Source organism: Aedoeadaptatus coxii, from assembly GCF_001553115.1.
GTDB classification, from domain to species: Bacteria; Bacillota; Clostridia; order Tissierellales; family Peptoniphilaceae; genus Aedoeadaptatus; species Aedoeadaptatus coxii.
Map to the genome: position 1 here is coordinate 132982 of NZ_KQ960172.1, position 20159 is coordinate 153140.

At 45.2% G+C, this 20159-nt stretch carries 7 protein-coding genes; 4 read left to right on the forward strand and 3 right to left on the reverse strand.

Annotated elements, in window-relative coordinates; genetic code table 11:
* The first annotated feature begins 60 nt into the window (after positions 1 to 60).
* Positions 61 to 912 carry a sulfide/dihydroorotate dehydrogenase-like FAD/NAD-binding protein gene (locus HMPREF1863_RS09310; RefSeq protein WP_083508498.1) on the forward strand — a complete coding sequence of 284 codons (852 nt, stop codon included), beginning with the start codon at positions 61 to 63 and terminating at the stop codon, positions 910 to 912.
* Entirely contained in the window at positions 912 to 2297 is a 1386-nt protein-coding gene (gltA, locus tag HMPREF1863_RS09315) for an NADPH-dependent glutamate synthase (RefSeq protein ID WP_083508499.1), read from the forward strand. The genes HMPREF1863_RS09310 and gltA overlap by 1 nt, the downstream gene beginning before the upstream one ends.
* A 79-nt stretch (positions 2298 to 2376) precedes the next feature.
* Here the strand turns inward: gltA and HMPREF1863_RS09220 are convergent, their stop codons facing one another.
* Complete coding sequence (locus tag HMPREF1863_RS09220) at positions 2377 to 3540, reverse strand: tetratricopeptide repeat protein (RefSeq protein WP_068367371.1); 1164 nt, start codon at positions 3538 to 3540, stop codon at positions 2377 to 2379.
* A gap of 43 nt (positions 3541 to 3583) precedes the next feature.
* On the opposite strand from HMPREF1863_RS09220, the gene HMPREF1863_RS03400 reads away from it, so the two are divergent.
* Positions 3584 to 4375, forward strand: a complete 792-nt coding sequence (locus HMPREF1863_RS03400) for a zinc dependent phospholipase C family protein (protein WP_068367372.1) — start codon at positions 3584 to 3586, stop codon at positions 4373 to 4375.
* 10 nt (positions 4376 to 4385) lie between these two features.
* Positions 4386 to 5612, forward strand: coding sequence for an MFS transporter (locus HMPREF1863_RS03405; protein ID WP_068367374.1), 1227 nt, complete (start codon positions 4386 to 4388; stop codon positions 5610 to 5612).
* A 118-nt stretch (positions 5613 to 5730) separates the two neighbouring features.
* Here the strand turns inward: HMPREF1863_RS03405 and HMPREF1863_RS03410 are convergent, their stop codons facing one another.
* Together HMPREF1863_RS03410 and HMPREF1863_RS03415 are read right to left on the reverse strand one after the other, a co-directional pair.
* On the reverse strand, positions 5731 to 12711 hold the full coding sequence (locus tag HMPREF1863_RS03410) for an S-layer homology domain-containing protein (protein ID WP_157065072.1): 6981 nt from the start codon (positions 12709 to 12711) through the stop codon (positions 5731 to 5733).
* Positions 12712 to 12723: 12 nt separating this feature from the next.
* Complete coding sequence (locus HMPREF1863_RS03415) at positions 12724 to 19917, reverse strand: InlB B-repeat-containing protein (protein WP_083508507.1); 7194 nt, start codon at positions 19915 to 19917, stop codon at positions 12724 to 12726.
* Between the last annotated feature and the right edge of the window lie 242 nt (positions 19918 to 20159).

Genomic DNA, 20159 nt, shown 5'->3' on the forward strand with positions numbered 1-20159 from the left:
GTGGATATTCAAACTATGATCTATTATAATAGATTCACAGAGTATGCATGGGAGGAAATTATGTTTAAAATCTTGGAAAAAAAGAATCTCGCGCCCAATGTATTTTTAGTGCGCGTGGAAGCGCCCCGAGTGGCAAAAGCCGCTCAACCGGGCCAATTCGTCATCGTCATCGCCGATGAACACGCCGAACGCGTGCCCCTAACCATTGCCAACTTCGATCGTGAAGTCGGTTGGGTGGATCTCGTCGTGCAGGCATCGGGCCCCTCGACTAAAAAACTTTCCGCTAAAAATAAAGGCGACAATTTAAAAGATTTCGTCGGCCCCCTCGGCGTTCCCTCGGATTTCACGGAACTGAGCGACGACGAACTGAAAAAAAAGAAATTCCTTTTCGTCGGCGGCGGCATCGGCGCAGCACCTGTCTATCCCCAGGTACGTTACTTAAGTGAACGTGGCGTTCACTGCGATGTCATTATCGGATTTAAAAACAAAGAGGCCGTTATTTACGAAGAAAACTTCAAGGAACTCAATTGCGATCTTTACGTCTGCACAGACGACGGATCTTACGGGTTCGACGGCATGGTCACCAAAAAAATCGAAGACCTTATAGAAAACGAGGGCAAAGAATACGACACCTGCGTCGCCATCGGCCCCATGATCATGATGAAATTCGTCTGCCTCACCACGAAAAAATACGATCTCCACACCATCGTATCCCTCAACCCCATTATGGTCGACGGCACGGGCATGTGTGGCGCCTGCCGCGTGAGCATCGACGGCGAAACGAAATTCGCCTGCGTTCACGGCCCCGAATTCGACGGCCACAAAGTAGACTTCGATCTCGCCATGAAACGTCAACGTCAATACGTCAATGTCGAAAAAAATAAAGGCCAAGACACCGGGAGGGATGCATAATGGATCGCTTTACGAGAATTCCTGTAAGAGAACAGGATCCCAACCAACGGAATAAAAACTTCGAAGAAGTCTGCTACGGCTACAATCACGAAGAAGCCGTGGCCGAAGCGAAACGCTGCTTAAATTGCAAAAAGCCCATGTGCCGCACGGGCTGCCCCGTATCCGTCGATATCCCCGCCTTCATTCACCACATCGCAAACGACGATCCCGAAGGCGCGGCAAAAGAACTATCCAAACACACGGCACTCCCCGCCGTCTGCGGCCGCGTCTGCCCCCAAGAAAGCCAATGCGAAAAATACTGCGTCTTAAATAATAAAGGCGATTCCGTGAGCATCGGCAAACTGGAACGCTACGCCGCCGATTACGCGCGGGACAACAACATACAAACCATGGAAGTGGAAGCCCCCAACGGCCATAAAGTTGCCGTCGTCGGCGCAGGCCCCGCCGGCATTACCGTCGCCGGCGAGCTCGTGAAAAAAGGATACGACGTTACCGTCTTTGAATCCCTTCAACAAGCGGGCGGCGTATTGGTTTACGGCATTCCCGAATTCCGCCTTCCCGACGAAGTGGTGGCGAGCGAAGTGGAAAAACTGAAAGACCTCGGCGTCAAATTTGAAACCAACACCATCGTCGGCCGTACCATGAGTTTAGACGGCATTCGTGGCGAAGGCTACGAGGCGATTTTCCTCGGAACCGGCGCCGGTCTTCCCCGCTTTATGAACATTCCCGGCGAAAACTATAACGGCGTCTTCTCCGCCAACGAATTTTTAACTCGCACCAACTTAATGCACGCCTACGAAGCAGGCTACGACACGCCCATTATTGCCGGCAGACGCACAGCCGTCATCGGCGGCGGCAACGTGGCCATGGACGCCGCCCGCGTCGCCAAGCGATTAGGCGCACACGTTACCGTCGTCTACCGTCGTACGGAAACGGAACTTCCCGCCCGTGCGGAAGAAGTGCACCACGCCAAAGAAGAAGGCATCGAATTCCATTTCTTAACCAACCCCATCGAAATTCACGCCGACGAAGAAGGCTGGGTTAAGAGTATGTTGCTTCAACAAATGGAACTTGGCGAACCCGACGAATCGGGACGCCGTCGCCCGGTCCCCATCGAAGGCAAAACTTACGAAGTGGAAGTGGATACGGTCATCATGGCCCTTGGAACCAATCCCAATCCCCTGATTACCTCCACCAATCCCGATATTGAAACGAACCGCAAGCAAGGCATCGTCATTACAGAAGACGGCCAAAGCTCGGTTGAAGACGTCTTCGCCGGCGGCGACGCCGTTACAGGCGCCGCTACCGTTATCCTCGCCATGGGCGCAGGAAAAAAAGCCGCCGAAGGCATCGACCAATACATTAAAGAAAAATACGGAAACTAATGCAACGAAAAGAGGGAAGGCACACGCCTTCCCCCTTTTTAATTTTAACAGAACTAAATCCCAATAAATCTGTCTGCATCTAACAAGAACACCCGTCGTCGTCACAATCGCATCCATGGTCGTGAGGATGGTCATGATGATGTTCGCCACATCCGCAATCGTGATCGTGATGATCGTGACGATGGCCGCAACCGCAATCGTGGCCGTGATCGTCCTCGCCGCTCATCTTATGGGCGATTTCATGTAACTTCCCGTGATACTTGTCGTCGTGGAAAAGAGCTTCCAAATTAATGTAAAGATCCATGGCGAGTTCCATATTGCCCTCGTCCTCCGCCTTTTCCGCGAGACGCTCAAGCGTCGTGGCGCGCTCCTGACTTATCGTGCCCGTAATCTTGCGCTCCTTCAAATAATCCGTAAACGTCTTTTTCGACGCCGGCTCCACATCGGGGAAGCGACTGGCAATCATCATTAAATTGCCGTCGGCTTCGTCGTTTTCATCGTCATATTCCTTGGCGATCATACTGCAGGATAGAGCGAGAGAAGGTCTGTTTTCCTTATAGAGGAAATAACCCTCGTTGCTGAAGCAATTAGAAAAATCCGCCGCGCGGTAGGCCGACAAAAAAGCCTCCCGATTATATGCTTTCGCCTTGTCTATGTCCTCCTTCATGCGATACACTTTAGAAAGGCTCAAGCGATTGGCGGTGGACATCGGGTTCACCTTAATGGCTTTTTCCAAATAAAAAATCGCATCGTCATAGCGTTTCAATTCCAACGCCATGCCGCCCTTTAAACTCAACCAAATTTCCGTTTCGGGCCCTAAAATCGGCACAGGCTCCTCGACATTTTCCACACGGTAAAGAATTTCTTCCGTCATGGATTGGAAAGAGCGGAAAATTTCCCCTTGTTCCAAAGCATCTAAGGAAACGGAAATAAAACCCACTTCCTCTTCCATGCGATTTAAAAACCCATCGGCGCCTTCAAAATCTTCGTCCAAAACTTTGGCGAAAATTGCATCCAATAGGGTATAAAACTTCTCGACATCCTCATTATTGTCTTCCACACTTCTAAAGTCGTCGTCGCGCCCTTGGTGCTCGGCAATCATTTGCTGTCCGTATTTCAAAAGCTGATCGGCGAGTTCACTTTCCCCTTGCGCCGTTAAATCGCGGACGGCATCGGAAATGGCGTTTAAGTCTTCCACATAATCGCCGCTCAATTCATTTATAAAATCTTCGTAATTTTTCATCAGTACCTCCGCTTACAGTATACCAAAGAATAAAGGAGTTGTTATGGCTAGTAACGTAACCCACTATTTTTTTGCACGCAACATGATCAATCGATTACCCGAAGAAGCCCGGCGCGTCGTCGAAAAATACCCGCGACACTTTATCATCGGCAATCAGGGCCCGGATATTTTCTTCTACCACATGACGTCGAAAAACCATAAACTCGGCGGCTACATTCACGAGCGACCCCTCCAACGCCTGCTCCTGTTAAATCGCCCCTGGCTAAATAAAAAACCGGTCGATTCCCCCACATGGGCTTACTTTTTAGGCTTCCTCTGCCACTTTTCACTGGACATCGCCTTTCACCCCTACATCGACGAAATCGAGCCGCACCTTGCCATCGATCACATTACCATGGAGCGTGAAATGGATCGGTATCTCTTGGAAAAAGCGGGCTACGCTTTCGGCGAATTTTTAGAAACCGAAGCCATCCCCCATCCCAAATACGTCGCCGACGACATACTCCCGATCTACGCGCCCTATTGGAATATCTCCATCCACGATATTCGCAGATCCCTTTCGTCCTTTAGAATCGCCATGCGATTTTTCCACACAAACTCCGAAAAAGATTATAAAATAAAAAAAGCACTCCTTCGTAACATGGGCCTGGACAAATCCTTCGGCGGCATGCTGATGAACCCTCGCGGATTCGTTGAAGCTGAACAGATTACCACGCCGGCACTGGAAGAGCGAATGGAGCGCGCCTATTCCATCGCCTACGATGCCATAAAAGCAATCTACGGCGACGAAAAAGACTACCCCGCCTTTTTCCAACTAAACTTTAACGGACAATAAGGAGAAATTCATGTTCAAAACATTTACCCCGAAAGAACGGGATTGGATGCTCTACGACGTGGGCAATTCCGCCTTTATCCTCTTGGTCACCACCATACTCCCCATTTACTTTAAAAGCCTGACAAAAGACAGCGGCATCACCGGCACCGAATACTTCGCCTACTGGGGCATGGCCATGACCATCTCCACCCTTATAACCTCCGCCTCAGGCCCCCTCCTCGGCAGACTGGCAGACGGCCCCGTGGGACGCAAAAAAAGCTTCCTCTTTTCCGTCGTCCTCGCCGTCGGCGCCTCCCTCCTCTTTCCCTTCTTTACATCGTGGAAAATCTTTCTCGCAGCCTTCGTCGTGGCGAAAGTAGGCTTCAACATATCCCTCATCTTTTACGACGCCATGCTCGTGGATACCACCGATCACAATAGAGCCGATCGCGTATCCGCTACGGGATTTGCCCTGGGCTACATCGGCAGCTGTATCCCCTTCGTCATCTCCCTCGCCATGATCATGCTCCTGCCGAAAGCCGGCATCTCCATGACCTTCATCATGACCGTCGTCTTTATACTAAACGGCGCGTGGTGGTTTATCTTTACATTGCCCCTATTAAAAAGCTACGAACAAACCCACCGCGGGGAACATCGCGTCGATATAAAAGGCATTAAAAAAACACTGGCTCACATTTACAGAGACAAAGCCCTCTTCTTTTTCCTCGTCAGCTTCTTCTTCTACATCGACGGCGTCTACACCATCATCAACATGGCCACGGCATACGGCGAATCCTTGGGGCTGAAATCCGAAGGCTTACTCCTCGCCCTCTTGGTCACCCAAATCGTCGCCTTCCCGGCGTCCCTCATCTTTGCAAAACTTTCAGATCGCATGGCGAGCCAAAAACTCATCGCCATATGCATTGCAGCCTACACCGCCATCGCCCTATTCGCCGTGCAGTTGGATAACCTTACGGAATTTTGGATCCTCGCCATCGCCGTCGGCCTCTTCCAGGGAGGCATCCAGTCCATCAGCCGCTCCCACTTTATGCGGCTCATCCCCGCCGAACAAAGCGGCGAATACTTCGGCATCTACGACATCTTCGGAAAAGGCGCCTCCGTCATCGGCACCTTCCTCGTCTCCTCCCTGACCCACCTGTTGGGCAGCCAATCCAAAGCCATCCTTTCCCTCGTCGTCCTATTCATGCTGGGAGGCATTTACTTTAAAAAATCCCTGTGCTACACGAAAACAAACTAAAAACAACAAAACAAAAGACCTGTGCAAGCAATAAAGGCAAAATGCACAGGTCCTTTTAGATGACAAAGCAAAAAGCTATGAGCAACACACTCATAGCTTTTTGTATTGGAAACATTCCTTAACGTTTTACACGTTGGAAAAGATCTTGGGTAATGGTCAGGCCGTCAATGTTCACATTGAAGATCACATTATCTTGCGTAATGCCGTGAGCCTTAAAGAATCGACCATCGTGCATAAACGTATTGCTTGCAAGAAGAATGTCGTCATAAGACCACATGGAGGGATTGACGTCGCGATAATGGGTCATATTCTTATCGTTGCGACGAATATAATCCCGATCCATTACACGGTTAAACGCACGGTTACTTACAGCCGCAACCTCTTCACGAGGCATGGGAGTGTCCGCTTTAAATGTAGCGAGACCTTGGGGGTAAATACCGAGCCAGCCTGCTTTATAAGCGGCTTCAATTTCTCCCGTCGCCCAGTGACCAGTGCGTAAATTCATGTGATTGCCGTCTTCCTTGGCAATTTGTTGGAAACGACGTAGCGTCGCAATCCATTCGACCGTAGAAATCTTATCGTCGGGGCGGAAATACCCGTCGGGATAACCGACAAACACATTGGCTTGCGTCGTAATGCGCACCGCTTCGGCATACCAATTCTTGCCCACGTCTTTATAGGCGATGGGATAATTGGGATCATATTTGTAGCCGTCTTCTCTCAGCGCATTGGCTAAAATTTGAGCAGCTTCCGAACGCTTCAAACCGTCGTGGGGACGGAAATCGCCGCCGAAACCGCACATATACCAAACTTCCTTGCGATAATTGCGATCGCGAACGGGAACTTCAATCACCCGCGTTTCCACACGCGTGTCGACGATACGTTCAGGTTCCTTCGGCTTTTCAATCTTGGAGAAATTAGCTTCAATTACAGTATCCGTTCTGTAATAGCGCGGAAGATTTCCAAAAATTGCCTTTTGCGGAGCCGTCATCGACCAGCCGTTATGCAACCAACCGTCGATAGGTTCAACTGTCGGCAAGGGAAGACTTAATTCTTCATTGGGGTTGACCCAGAGAATAATATTCTTTTTATCCTTCGCCTTATCCGTCGGCACGATGGTAACTTTTACAAAGTTATCCGGCACCGTCGACGGCTTGTCATCGCCCGGTTGTTCCACAATATTCTCGGTGACACGATAGGGAACATCAACAGTTCTCTTCTCGCCATTGGGATAGGTTATCTTGATAGTAGTCGTACCTTCTCCCGGATTAGCCGTGTTAGGTTCCTTGCCCGGAACAAATTCAAATATCGTTCCCGGCGGCAAGTTATCTTTGTTATTCGGATCATTGTCGTTGTAAGGATTCTTGATGAAATCCTTCGGCGACGGTTTGGAATCCTTGGGAATAACAACATTGTCTTGAGCTTTAGGTTCTACATTTTTGTCTTGCTCATAGGTTGCAACAATCGTAGATTCCTTTTCCGTGAAAGTATCCGTAATGTTAGATCCATGGTCATAGAATTTTTCGGGATTACTTCCTACCAATTTCCATTGTTTGAATTTATTGGTTTTCGTTACACCTTGTTCATCTATCGCTTTACCCGTAGGATCTAGGATATCGGGAATAGTAACTTCCATACCAGGTTTCACCCAGAATACTTTCGTGAACTTGGTGTTGTCCGTAGCCTTGTCTGTTGTGTTTACCGTAACCTTGACGTAGTTTGCAGGTACCAATGGTTTTTGTCCATTTTCGCCACCAACTTGGGGAACGACATTGTTCACCACTGTAACGGGAACGTCGATAACCGTCGTCTTGCCACCCGGATATTCGATTTTCACCTTGGCGGTTACTGTTCCGTCTTTATTAACGGATGGTTCGCCATTATCCGCATAGCTAATCTTGCTATCCTTGGGCAAGTTGTTTGGATTGGTCGGGTCATTCGGATTGAATGGATTGACAATCAAATCTTCGGGCTTTGGTTCATCGCCAACGGGCGTAACTGCATTTTTCTTCGGAACCGGGGCGGCATCAATGATGCCTTGATCCACCTTTGTGTTGTAATGAGCGGTAATTTCCGTATCTTGGATAAACTTGCCAGCAATGGTTTCATTATCCCAAGATGCAATAGTGCCTCTTGTTACCGTCCAACCTTTAAAGGTATAGGTGTACTTAATGTCATTAAGGGTTTCTTCCTTCCCGGTGGGTTTGCTTGTAATGGAAATATCCGTATTGGCCTTGACCCAGTAAGACTTATTGGCTTTCGTTTGATCTGTCGCCTTGTCTGTAGGAATCAAGGTCACGGTAACATAGCCTTCCGGTCTGGCTTCGCCTTCCACAGCAGGAATGACATTTTCTAATTTAACAAAGCTAAACTTAAATTCTTCGTTTTCCGTGAAAGTTTTCTTGAAGTTCGTGGGTGACCAAGTGCCGCCTTTTACCGTATAGCCAATATTTGGCTTTTTGGTCATGTTTTCGGCGGTTTGGGTAAAGTCCGCTTCCTTGTTGGGGTTGACGAAGTAGGTCGTCGTTCCTCCCAAGCTTCCGTTTCCGTCTGTGGTAAAGGTGACGGTCACATAGCCCTTGGGCTTTTCGGAATCGTCGGCCTTGGTTTTTGGAATGATGGTGTCTTCTTCGGCATAGATTGCCGTAATTTCATAGGTCGGGTCACCTGCGCTTGCCGTAACGGTTAAAGACTTATCCCATTTGTCGAACTTGTAGCCGATATTGGGTTTTACCGCAGGCGCGGGGACGTTGACTTCCACACCGGGCTTGATCCAGTATTTCGTTGTACCTTTTAATTCACCATTGGTACCCGGTTTAAATTCAACTTTTACATAACCGGCGACTTCCGTTTTGGAAATAGTACCCGGTTCATTGTAAAGAGCGGTAATCTTATCGCCATCCTTGTATTGAATGGCTCGTTCAATGCTTGTGTCCCATCCTGCAGATTTATAGCCGGTGTTGGGCTTGATTGTCGGTGCTTTATCCTTTAACACAACAGACTTATTGGGATTGACGTAGTAAACCGTCGTGCCCTCTAAGGAACCGTGATCACCCTTTACGAAGGTTACGGTAATATAGCCGTCAGGTTTCGTGTTTTCTCCGCCTTGGGGTTTATCTTTTGGCACGGCATCGTCGATTGGATCATATTTTGCCTTAACGATAACATATCCCGGTCCCAAAATTTTCATTGAATCCGCTGTATCCCACGCATCTACACCGGCTTTTTGTTTCCAACCGGTTTCTGCTTTGACCGTCGGCTTCTTAATTTCACCTATGGTCTTTGCAGGATCAGCCTTCGGATTAACGTAGTAGACCGTTTGGCCCGTGATTTCTTTACCGTGGTCACCCTTGTCGAAAGTGACAGTGATATAACCGTCGGGCTTGGCATTGGGCGTGCCGTCATCCTTTTTTTCTGGAATAATGTCATCAAGCTTTGTAAAGCTACCTTTTATTACAGTATCTTTAGTATATTTTGTCCAATTTAACTCCGGATCCCAGTCGTTAAACTTATATCCTGTTGCCGGGAGAACCGACGGACCTGTCAAAATCACTTCTTTGTTCGGATTAACGAAATATACTGTGGGTTTAGTGTCGCTTAGAGCTCCACCCTCACCTACGAGCTCAAACTTAACCGTTACATAACCGTCCGGTTTTTTAATTTGATCATTGACTTTGGGGATGACATCTTTCAACTTGTTAAAGTTTGCGGTGATAGTAGTCACCGGATCTTTATATTGAGTCGGAATCTTCGCATCTTTATCCCATGCGCCGAATTCATAACCGGTGTTGCCCTTCGCTGTCGGCGGAGTGATGGTGACATACTTGGTTGGGTTGACGTAATAAACTTTTTCCGCAATATCTGCATTATTTTCAGTCAACTTCCCATTTTCCCCGGCGACAAACTTCACTTCCACATAGCCGGTAGGTTTTTGTACGCCATCCTTTTTCTCTTTCGTGTCGGGCAGGATCGTGGCTAATGCCTTTACAACCACATCCTCTGTACCAAGAACCAAATCATCCTTCTTATCCCACTCTTTAAATTCATAGCCCGTCTTGGCTGCTGTGGTGGGCTTAACAAGCGCTGGATTGCCTAAGGTAATCTTGGCGCCCTTCTTGACATAGTAAGCCTTGACATTGGATAGGGTCAGGCCTTCTTCCGCTTCAAAAGTGACGCGTACATAGCCTTCGGGCTTAGTCTTAGGATCTTTGGGGTCGTAGGCAATAATGTCTTCTGCCTTGTCATAGGTGGCGGTGATGGTTGTTTTTTCTGCTGTAAATTTTTGAGCAACAGTCGGTTTGTAAACATCGCCGTCAGCATTTGCCCCAAGCTTCCATTCTTTAAAGGTGTAGTAGGTCGTCCCCTTGGGGTCGGTAACAGGAATGGTGACTTCTTTTTCAGGATTAACCCAGAAGGTTTTTGTCGCCGTGTCTACTGCCTTGTCCGTAGGAACAAAGGTGACTTCTACATAACCTTCCGGCTTGGTTTCGCCGTCCTTTTTCTCCATAACATCGGAAAGAGGGGTGGCCTTTGCCGTTACGACAAGGTCTTTGTCCTTGATCACTGTAGTATCTGCAGGATCCCAATTGTCGAACTTGTAGCCTTTCACCACGTCATAACCGGGATAGCCTTTTGTTGTATCGTCCTTAATGGTTTTTAAAGTAACTCCGGCATCTTTCTTAACATAGTATGCCTTGGAATCTTTAAATTTCAATCCCGTTTCTGCTTTAAATGTTACTTTTACATAACCTTCAGGACGAGCCATGGGATTGGCATCTTCAGGATTAAAGGGAATGATTTTTTCCCCTTCGGTGTAGGTGGCGGTAATAGTGGTTTCCTGTTCGAATTTCTTGGCTTCGCCAGGTTTATAAACCGCTCCCTCTGCATTTGCTCCAATCTTCCATTCATTAAAGATGTAGTAGGTTTTTCCTTTGGGATCCTTAACGGGAATTTTGACGTCGACTTTGGGATTAACCCAGAAGATCTTGGCGCCTTCCATGGTTCCGTTATCTGTCGGTATGAAAGTTACCTTTACAAAATTATCCGGCACGCCGTCAGGCTTGTTTGCCCCTTCTTGAGGGACAACGTCGGCGGAATATTGAGCCGTGATGGTGGAGGCTTTTGCAAATTGATGTCTGTCGGTGAGTTTGTAGTCTTCTCCCTTAACATTCGCTGCCGCATCGTCGAGCTTCATGGTCCATTTAATAAACTTGTTGTCGTCTTTCCCCATTGGGTCTTGACCGGGAATAACCACTTGCGCCTTCGGGTTGACATAGTAATAGGTCTTTTGGGGATCTTGTGCCTTGGTGGTGGGATCCAGGGTGACCTTTACATAGTCTTTCGGTACATAGAAGGGTGGCTTTGTTTCAGTCTTAGCTTCGTAAATGTTTTTAATGACCTTAATGGGAATGTCCACTGTTTGGCTCGTACCATTTGCATGAGTAACTTTTGCCTTAACAGTTTCTACTCTGGTAGGTTCATCTTTTGGATTATCTTTTTCTTGTAATTTTCCGTAAAGATAATCTTTTGCCGCTTCATCCGTCGTGTACTCATTTGTACCATCGACGATGGCAAGGGTGTCGCCATTTGCCAGAGGTTGCGGATTCCCATCAGCGTCCATAATCTTCACTTGTCCTTTTAAGGTTTCAAGTGTCGGAATAAAGTCGTTGACATAACCCGTGCCGTTTTTAAATGATTCTTTAACCTTAAGTTCCTCTGCTTGGATCTTATTGTTGTCCCAAATAGCGTAGAGCGTCTTGGCTTCTTTGATGTTTTTAAAGACGTCGTCTTTAACGGGGTCTTTTCCATCCTTGGTTAATGACCATCCTTTAAAAGTTTCAAATGGCTTCGCGGGCTCTTCCGCCTTGTCAGCTAACGTGCCATCGTATTCCACTTCCTTGACGACCTTTTGCTCTGCGGCCGGATCTGTAATAGACGCAAACTTCCCGCCATTGGCGTCGAATGTCACAGGCAAGATCTCCGTCATGGTGAGCTTCCCGCCGTTAATGACGTCGTAGGTTAAGTCATACTTGAACTTATGCTTTTTATCTAAGGTCGTGATCGTTTTGTTTGTTTTGTCTATATTATAAGTCGGCGTACCTACTGTGTCATTTTCATCTGCAAATTCTATTCCTTCAGTAACTTTTACCTCGGGAACACTTAATAAAGACAAAGGAGAATATTCCGTATAGCCTGGATCTTGATAATCCGAGTTGTTGACCAAATCATTTCGAATAACGATGGATCCCCCATCATCTTTTGAGAAAGGAAAATAACCTGGGCCCTCATCGCTTTTATTGTTGAATTCGCCATTCACCGGTGGTCTTCCATCTTTTGCCACACCTGTGTGCCACTCAGAAATAAATTTCGTTGAAGCTGTTTGGCCTATTTTCAAATAAAGGGGAATGTCGGCAACAAGTCTTCCTTCACTGTCCGTAGTGTAGGAGGAAGTTTCACTCCCTGTTTCTGATAAATCCACGGTCAGTAGGGTTACTTTTTCCGATACGCCTGTTTCCAGCTCCACATCGTATTTGTAAGGCTCTAGGGCCTTGGAGTACAAGGGTAACTTGGCAGGCTTTCCATACAGATCATTTAAACTGTATTTCCCCGCCTTGTCGACGGTTAATTTAAAGGTGGCCATTTTTTTGTTGGTCTTGACATCCCTTTGAACGAAGTAAATATTGGCCGTTCCGGGATTGCCGTTGGAATCTGTGCCGAATATTTCATTCCATTGGAAGGGTTTTATAATCCCATTGTCTTTCAAGCCTTCAGCCACAAAATCTACACGTAAATTACCGTAAGCCGCCGCTTTTTCATCGTTCGGCGGATTTTGTCCGGGCAGGTAGGGGCTTCCTACTGAAAAGAAGCCGCTCCTCCCCGTTCTAAATCTATTTTGATTGTTTCTTGCTTGTTTTTGAATTGCTAAGATCGCCTTACTATCCAGTTTAGGATACCTTTTGGGATCTAAAGCACCCATTTTTACGAGTTGAACCGTCGTTTTCTTTGTCGGTTCACCCGATTTCGCCCGAGCCACTTCCGGCGCAATCACTTGCGCCAGCATGAGCAGGGCCAGCATTAATGCTGTATATCTTCTTTTCAAAGTATCCTCTCCTTACTTAATGGTGATCTCTTTGATGTTCGATTTCATCGTGTCATTTTCTGCCCAATGACGAATTAGGTCTCCGGATTGTAGCTTGCCTGCTTCCGCGGGAATTTTAAATCCGAACTTAACATCCTTTTTGATCCGTCTTCCGATTCTTCTTTGAGTGGTGTATTCCTGAGCAGGTTCAGCGACAAATTTTTGATCGCCGCGAATAATTTCCAGATGGCCCACTACGCCTGGTGCCAGGCTTTCTTTCTTAACTTCGACAAAATCAAAGCCTGCCTTAGGAACCACTATTTCCATTTCCGTAAGAGCTAAGCCATTGGCGAGAATCGACGTGTCTTCAGTATAGGTTCCTTTCAAAAGTCCCTTGTCATCGAGATTTACCTTTTGCCAGCCGTCAAATTTATCTTGTCCGGGACGATTGTAAACTGTCGGCGGTGTAATGGTGACTTCTTTATTAGCTGCAACATAAAATTTGCTGGATGCCACCATAAAGGCTTTTGCATCGTCAACTACAAATTGAACGAGAACCATGCCTTCCGGTTTTTCATTTTTGATAATTTCCGGATCCGTTACTTTCGGATCGATGGGAATAAGATCAGCCTCGGGTGCGTATTGGGCTGTGAAAATTACATTTTGTCCTGCAAGCTTCAATTCGCTATCCCAACCGGTGTTGGCTTCTTGTGCCTTGTAGTATTTGTTCGGTTGAATTCCGGGGACTTTCATGCCTTGTTTTACAGCTTGATCAAAGCTTAAGTCTTTAGCAACCTTATATATTACGGTTTTTGCCTTTACATCTTGCTTATCTTTGTCGGGAACCAGTTGTCCGTGATCGCCTTGTTTAAAGGTGACTTTGATGAAGTGCTCTTTATCGACCGTGTCCTTTTCGTCAATCGGTTGAACGGATTTTTCCCATTGGGCGACGAGGGTTTTGTCTGCCTCGATCGGAGTCGTGAAATCAAAGTAATTTTCATCACTTGCATTTTCTTTCCAACCCATAAAGACTTTTCCGTCTAATTTTGGTTCTTTAGGTTGTGTTGCAGTCTTTCCATGTTCTACTTGTTGGCTATCAACCTTGCTTCCGCCTTTTGCATCGAATGTTACTGTATGATTTACAGGCTTCCATTGGGCGGTGGCAGTTCTTGCTTTTTCAAGTTTCACTTGGGCGCCTGGTTGGTAGATGGTTTCATCGTCGTCGAGCTTCCAGCCGGCAAATTCATGGTTCGGCTTTTCAAGGGTTCCCTTGTTTGCCAAACCTACGGTTTCTCCATAATTAACTGTTACAGGTGCAGGTACATCTCCAGTTACATCTTCTCCACCTTTAGCATAAGTCAAGGTGACTTGACCTGACTTAAAGATGGCCACGTGAATTCTTTCACTTGTGATGGGCGTTGCTTCGTCGATAGCTTCTTGCCATTCTTTGAAGACATAGTTTTCATTGGCTGTTGGTGTCGGAACGACCAAGATTTTATCGCCGGTTTCTTTTCCTAATTTAATGTCGGCATTCGGATTGACATAGTAGATCTTTTCATCTTTACCGTCTACCTTACCATTGCCGTCTGTCTTGAATGTGACTTTGACGTAGCCTTCGGGAATGACTTGGTTAGGATCATCGGTTTTTTCGACGATGTCTTTATCCTTAACGAAATTGAAGGTAAATTCCGTTTCGGCTTTAAAGGTATCTTTTAATTTCTTGGTTTCACTCGTGTCCCAATCACCGTTAATATAGCCGATATATGCTTTCTTGGTAACCTTTCCTGCAGATTCGGTCATATCGACGACCACTTCCGGGCTTACATAGTAAACCAAGTCGCCGCTCACGGATCCGCCTGTGCCTGCTTTGAAGGTGACTTTGACGTAATTTTCGAGGGCATCTTTCGGTTTTTGTCCACCCGGTGCTTCGGGGATGATGTTCTTATGAATTTCTACGGGAATGACGACGGGGTTGTCGCTGGTACCTTGGATGGTTCCGTCTGTATAAGTGACAATTACCGTGGCTTTTTGTTCGCCCGGTTTTGACGGATCTGGGTTGTTAATCACTTGAATTGACTTAATTTCTTTACCTTCTTGAGGCGTAATTTGTTTAATTAAATCGTCGTTTGTTATTTCTTTGCCTTGAGGCGTATCTAGCTTTGTGGTCTTCAAGGGCTTTTCGATTTTCCCGGCTTGAATAGACTTTTTGTAAGCCGCTTCGATGACGGTCACTTTGTCGGTATACCTGTTCTTGGCTAAATCAATTTTAACAGCCGGATCAACTTTCGTTAAGTTGTCATCAGTTTCTCCGATTTGTACTTTTTGCCATTCTTTGAAGATGTAGTTTACATCTTTTTCTCCGAGTCCGTCGAAAGTGTACTTTTGATTTTCTTTACCGACAGGATCTGTTACTGGAATAGTAACTTCTTTCGTCGGATTGACCCAGAAAGTTTTTTCAAATACATCTGTCGCCTTGTCCGTCGTCTTGACGATAACTTTTACAAAGTTATCCGGTACCTTCGGTTTGTCTTCCCCTTCTTTTTGTTCCACTACATCATCAGTGAATAGGGGTTTGATAAGTGTTTCTTCTTCAGTAAACTTATGACGTTTAGTGAAGTCGAAGATTCCGTTTTCTTTTTTATTTTCGTTTTGATTTTTTTGATCCGCTGTCCACTTTAAGAAGTCGTTTTTATCCTTGTCGTCTTGTGACCATGCGACTTCAGGAATAGTAACCCAAGCATTCGGATTAACATAATATACCTTGGCATCTTTGTTTGTATTTTTTTCAGTCGGCTGTACCGTGACCTTGACATAGTTGCCGGTTACATCGCTTAATCCGCCTTCTTCAGCTTTTTTGCCTTCAGCTTCTTTTAAGAAGAGTGGTTTATCGCCAGCCTTGTTAAGGGCTTCATAAACGTTTTTGTAAACCGTGATCGGGATAGTCAGTTCTTGGGGTTCTTTTCCGTCTTTAAAGGTGACTTTCGCCTTGATATTTACTGTGCGAACAAGTTCATCCTTGTCGGCAGCTTTCTTTTCATTGACTAAATCATATACTTGAGCGTCTGTTGTTAATTCAGTACCAGCTTCGTCATATAATTTTATTTCAGTTCCTTTTGGAAGATCTTTTACTTGGTCTTTTTCTCTCCAAACAAGTTGTTTCTTCAAGTCCTCAAGCTTCGGAGCAAAGTCATTTGTCCATTGGCCCTTGGGATCTTTAAAGGCTTCTGTTTTTACTAGGCCAGATGCGCTTAAGCCTGACCATTCAAAGTAGGCTGTGAAAGTGTGGTTTACGTTTATAATTGTGTTTTTGTTTAATAAGGCTTTGTTGTCCCACTTCGTAAATTTCTTTCCGGTCTCCGGTGTAATGTAGTGCTTGTTAGCATCTACAGTTTCACCTTCTGCCAATTCCTTTGGAACGGGAAGCAGATCGGATTTAAGCCCCTTGATGACATCGTAGTTAAGTTCGGTAATATCATTTCCTTCAGCATCTTTACCAAAAGATCCTCCCTTTTCTGCCTTAAAGGTAACTCTTACATAACCATCTGGTGTCACGCCATCTTTTGGAACTTCTATTACTCTTACGTCTTTATAGTAGAAGGTAATTTCTTTTTTACCTGTTCCGTTAATGCCTAAGAACTCATTTGTATCTTCATTGACATCAAAGAATAGTTGTTGTTGTGGGTCGCTTACAAGTTTCCATCCTGGGATAGGTCTGTAATTTCTTGCATCAAAGTGACGGTTACCGTTGGAAACGGCTTCTGGGTCTATAATAACCGCGCCTTCTTGTGTCTCTTTGCCCTTAAACCGTTCATCAATATAGTTGACCTTGTATTCACGAGTTCTAAATGGCTTGTAGAAGAACTTAAATACATTGTTTTCTACTTTAGGATTTGGAATTAATTTTCCACTGCCATCATCAATCTTTTCTGGTTCAACTTTGAATTGTTGGAAGAAGGTGTTATCAGCCATTACTCTATCATTATAATCTTTGTAAATACTGTAAACGTCTGAAGTATCCTTGTGAGCTTCAAGCTCTTCATGAGTTGCCAAGATATATTTATCATCTTGCCTATCTCCAGTTGTAGCAACTAAATAGTTAGCACGTTTATCTTCTAGTGTATCTTCGTCAGGATTTTTATTTATGCTTGTATCTTTGTTAAAGTCCTTGTCCAAGAAATAATGCTCTACCTTTACATCTACTCTTGCATTTGGTACCCAAATTGCCTTTAGGTAGACTGGTGCTACTACGTCATTACCAAAGGAGTAAAGTTCCGGAACTTTATAAGTGTCTCTATAGCTTGTGTCTTGCTCGTTAGTGTAGTCGCCTGTCTTGGCATCCTTCTTATAACGAATGACTTCCCAACCCATAAAGTCGTAGCCTTTCCTCGTGGGCTTAAATTTCGGCTCTACGAGTTTTTGTCTTTGGATGACGGTAAAGACTTGCTTGTCGCCGTCGTTCTTTTCTTTTTTCGCATAGGTATTTATTTCTTCTTGACCTATATCGCCTTCTTGTATCTTTTTGCGGCTTGTAGTTAAGTTATCTTCTTTAATATTTCTTAAAGATCCACCGTTCGGGTCGAAAGTTACCTTCCATTTATAATCTGGTTCGCCCCACTTAGCATATAGGTTGACTGGGTGGTTAGGCATGATTTCGCCTGGGTTTTCCCAGATAAGCTTAGTGCCGGCAGGGTCTAGTGCCCAGCCTTTGAAGACCATTTGGTCTGAAAGATTGTCGGGACGCTTAACTTTTAACTTGCCATTTGCTGGGTCTGTAAAAATTAAATCATTAAGGTGTAATTCTTTTAACTTTTCCGGATTATCCAATAGGTTGGCAGGATTTTCTTTTTTATATTCTTCGTTGCCTTCTAAATCAGGGCTTAGAGCCTTTAGAGGAAATTCGTAGAAAGTATTTAATGAGTTAGTACCATTAAAATAACTATCATCTCTAGTGATTGACGGGTCGTAGTTAAACCTTAGTGGATACTTGTTACGAGTGTATTCAAATTTAAGGTAGCCATTTTTGTCGAAGGCTGAAACTATAGGATTACCATTTTCATCAGTCAACGCGTCGCCAAATTCATCAACATTGCTAAAGAAGAACTTAATAAATTTCATCTTACCTAGAGGGAGCTCATCTCCAAGCACTGTATATGTCTTAGCAGGGAATGGGATTACTTCTTCACGCTCGTCGTTTTTATCATCTACGCCACCTTCATCAAGAAATTCCGCTGGTTCATTAGCTCTCTTACCGGTAAAGCCTTGAACCTTAGGGTATTTAGGCCTATAAGATTCAGAATTGGTATCTGCCTTGGACCTGTATAGGTCGTAGCGGATAATTGTTTCACCCGGCTTAAAGCCGTCCATCCAAAAGTCCATGTGGTGAGGCATAGAGTTTTCGGCCTGATTTATACCAAAGGAAAGAGTTGTAAAATCGTATTTATCTAAATCTATGCTTGTTCCATCACCCTTGTCTATCTTTTTCGTATAGCCGCCCCACCTAATGTAGTTTGGCATGTCCAAAAATTCATCGGCATTAAGTCTATAAGGAGGTGTATCTAAGTAACCTGGCCAATTTGGTGTATTATAGTTTGGTCCCCAGCCAAAAGATTGATAGCCAGGGGTAAAGCCCTTAGTTTGCATGGCGTCGTTTGGCCAGCCTAGCATTAGCTGGTTAAACCTTGCCTTGTAATGGTAAGGATTGCCGGGGCCGCCCTTCTTCACTACCTCGCCTTGATCTTCATCATATCCCCAAATTTCCGGGTAGAAAGTGTTGGCAGCAGGTTGAGCATTAGACTTCGTAAAGTATAGGTCGTAGACTTGTCTATCGTAGTAGATATTGTAGACAGTCTTACCTGTTGAATCAACAGACTTGACTAGGTTTACATTTTCAGGGTCCTTATTTTGGTCATGCGTTAAGGCTTGGTTGTAGACATAGAATTTGTTTAGATAAAGATCTTTGCCACGATTAAATCTTGCGTTAGCCCATATCTTATTTAGACGAGCTTGGTCTAAGTCCGTAAAGACGATGTCTTTTACAGGTTCATTATCCAAGTCCGGCCTCGAACCGGTATCTTGGTTTGTATAGACACGAGTGCCTATATAGTCGTACTTATCTAATAGAGAAGCACCATCTGCGTGGTCTGCCTTTTCTGCCCAGAATTGGACCGCGTAGTCAGCCTTTTCCTTGTCTTTCCACACGGCGGTGAAAGTAACCTTACTTGCCGGCATAATTAATTTCGCATCAAGATTTTTGATAGGGCTGTCGGTTCCAACTTTAATTATTTCATTTGCCTTATATGTTTTTCCATCCTTTGTTTTTAAATCAACAGATGGTTTCCAGCCTAAAAAGTCACCGCCGACTTTTGTAGGGATATTTGCATCGGCAATTTTAGGCATCTCTTGTCCATAGTAAAGTGTACGAGCCGGAATTGGTGTGCCGCCTGCGGTGTCGAAAACGACATCGTAGTGGGCGCGGTTGTAGCGGTATTCCAAAATAAAGTTCTCGGCATTTTCCGGTACTTGCATGGTGATATAGGGTGCTTCCGGAACAAAGCCTTTTCGATTTGGATCACTGTCACCTAAAGGGATGACTTCCATAGTTGAACCGGTGTTTCCATCTTGAGTGGTAATAAGTTCTCCAGTTTCTCCAACACTTCCATCTGGATTTGTGTATTTGCTAAAGTCTTCTAAATCTTGGAAGACGTGTTTGATTTTAATTTGATTTGACTTGGCCTTGTAGCGAAAATCTTCATTAGCTTGGTATCTGATTCCGTTGGTCTCATTGCCCGTCTTGCCTTTACCGTCTGCCGCAGTTTTTACCATATCGTAGGTGATCTTATAATTGTCCTCGGGCTTTTCGTAGCCGGAAAGGTCCGGAAGGTCGATGGTTTTATCGATCTTTTTTTGTTCATCTTTCGTGGCAGCTGCCCCTACGCTTGCAATATAAGGTTGGTAGTCAACCTGATACTTTTCGCCTCTTTGAACCTTATAATCTATGCGTAAGGTGTAAATTTTAGGTTGATCCGGATTGTTTATTAATTCCTTGGCCGTTTGACCTGTCTTCAGTTTCGCCGGAGAAACGGGCGTTTTATTATTGATAATCGCAGATTGATCCCTGCCTAAATTATCGTAGTCGTAGCTTGCGGCGAATGCGTTGTATGGAAACGATGTCGTGACCATAATAAAAGCCATTGCCATCGCTAAAAAACGCTTCGCAAAAGTGCGCATGTCCATTGTGCTTACTCCTTCCTTTTTTATCTCAATTTCGGCACGCCTTTGAGTAATCAACAGTGTCCCGTCAGTCTTCAGTTTTAAAGACAAGAAATACAGTATTGCTTCATATATTTTCACAAATCTATCATAGCACAAAAGGCCCTGAAAGATTTAGTCAATTAGTGAACTTTAGCTATATTTTTAAACACTTTGTTCGATTTATTTAATTATGAATATCATTTCTATCAAACAAAAAA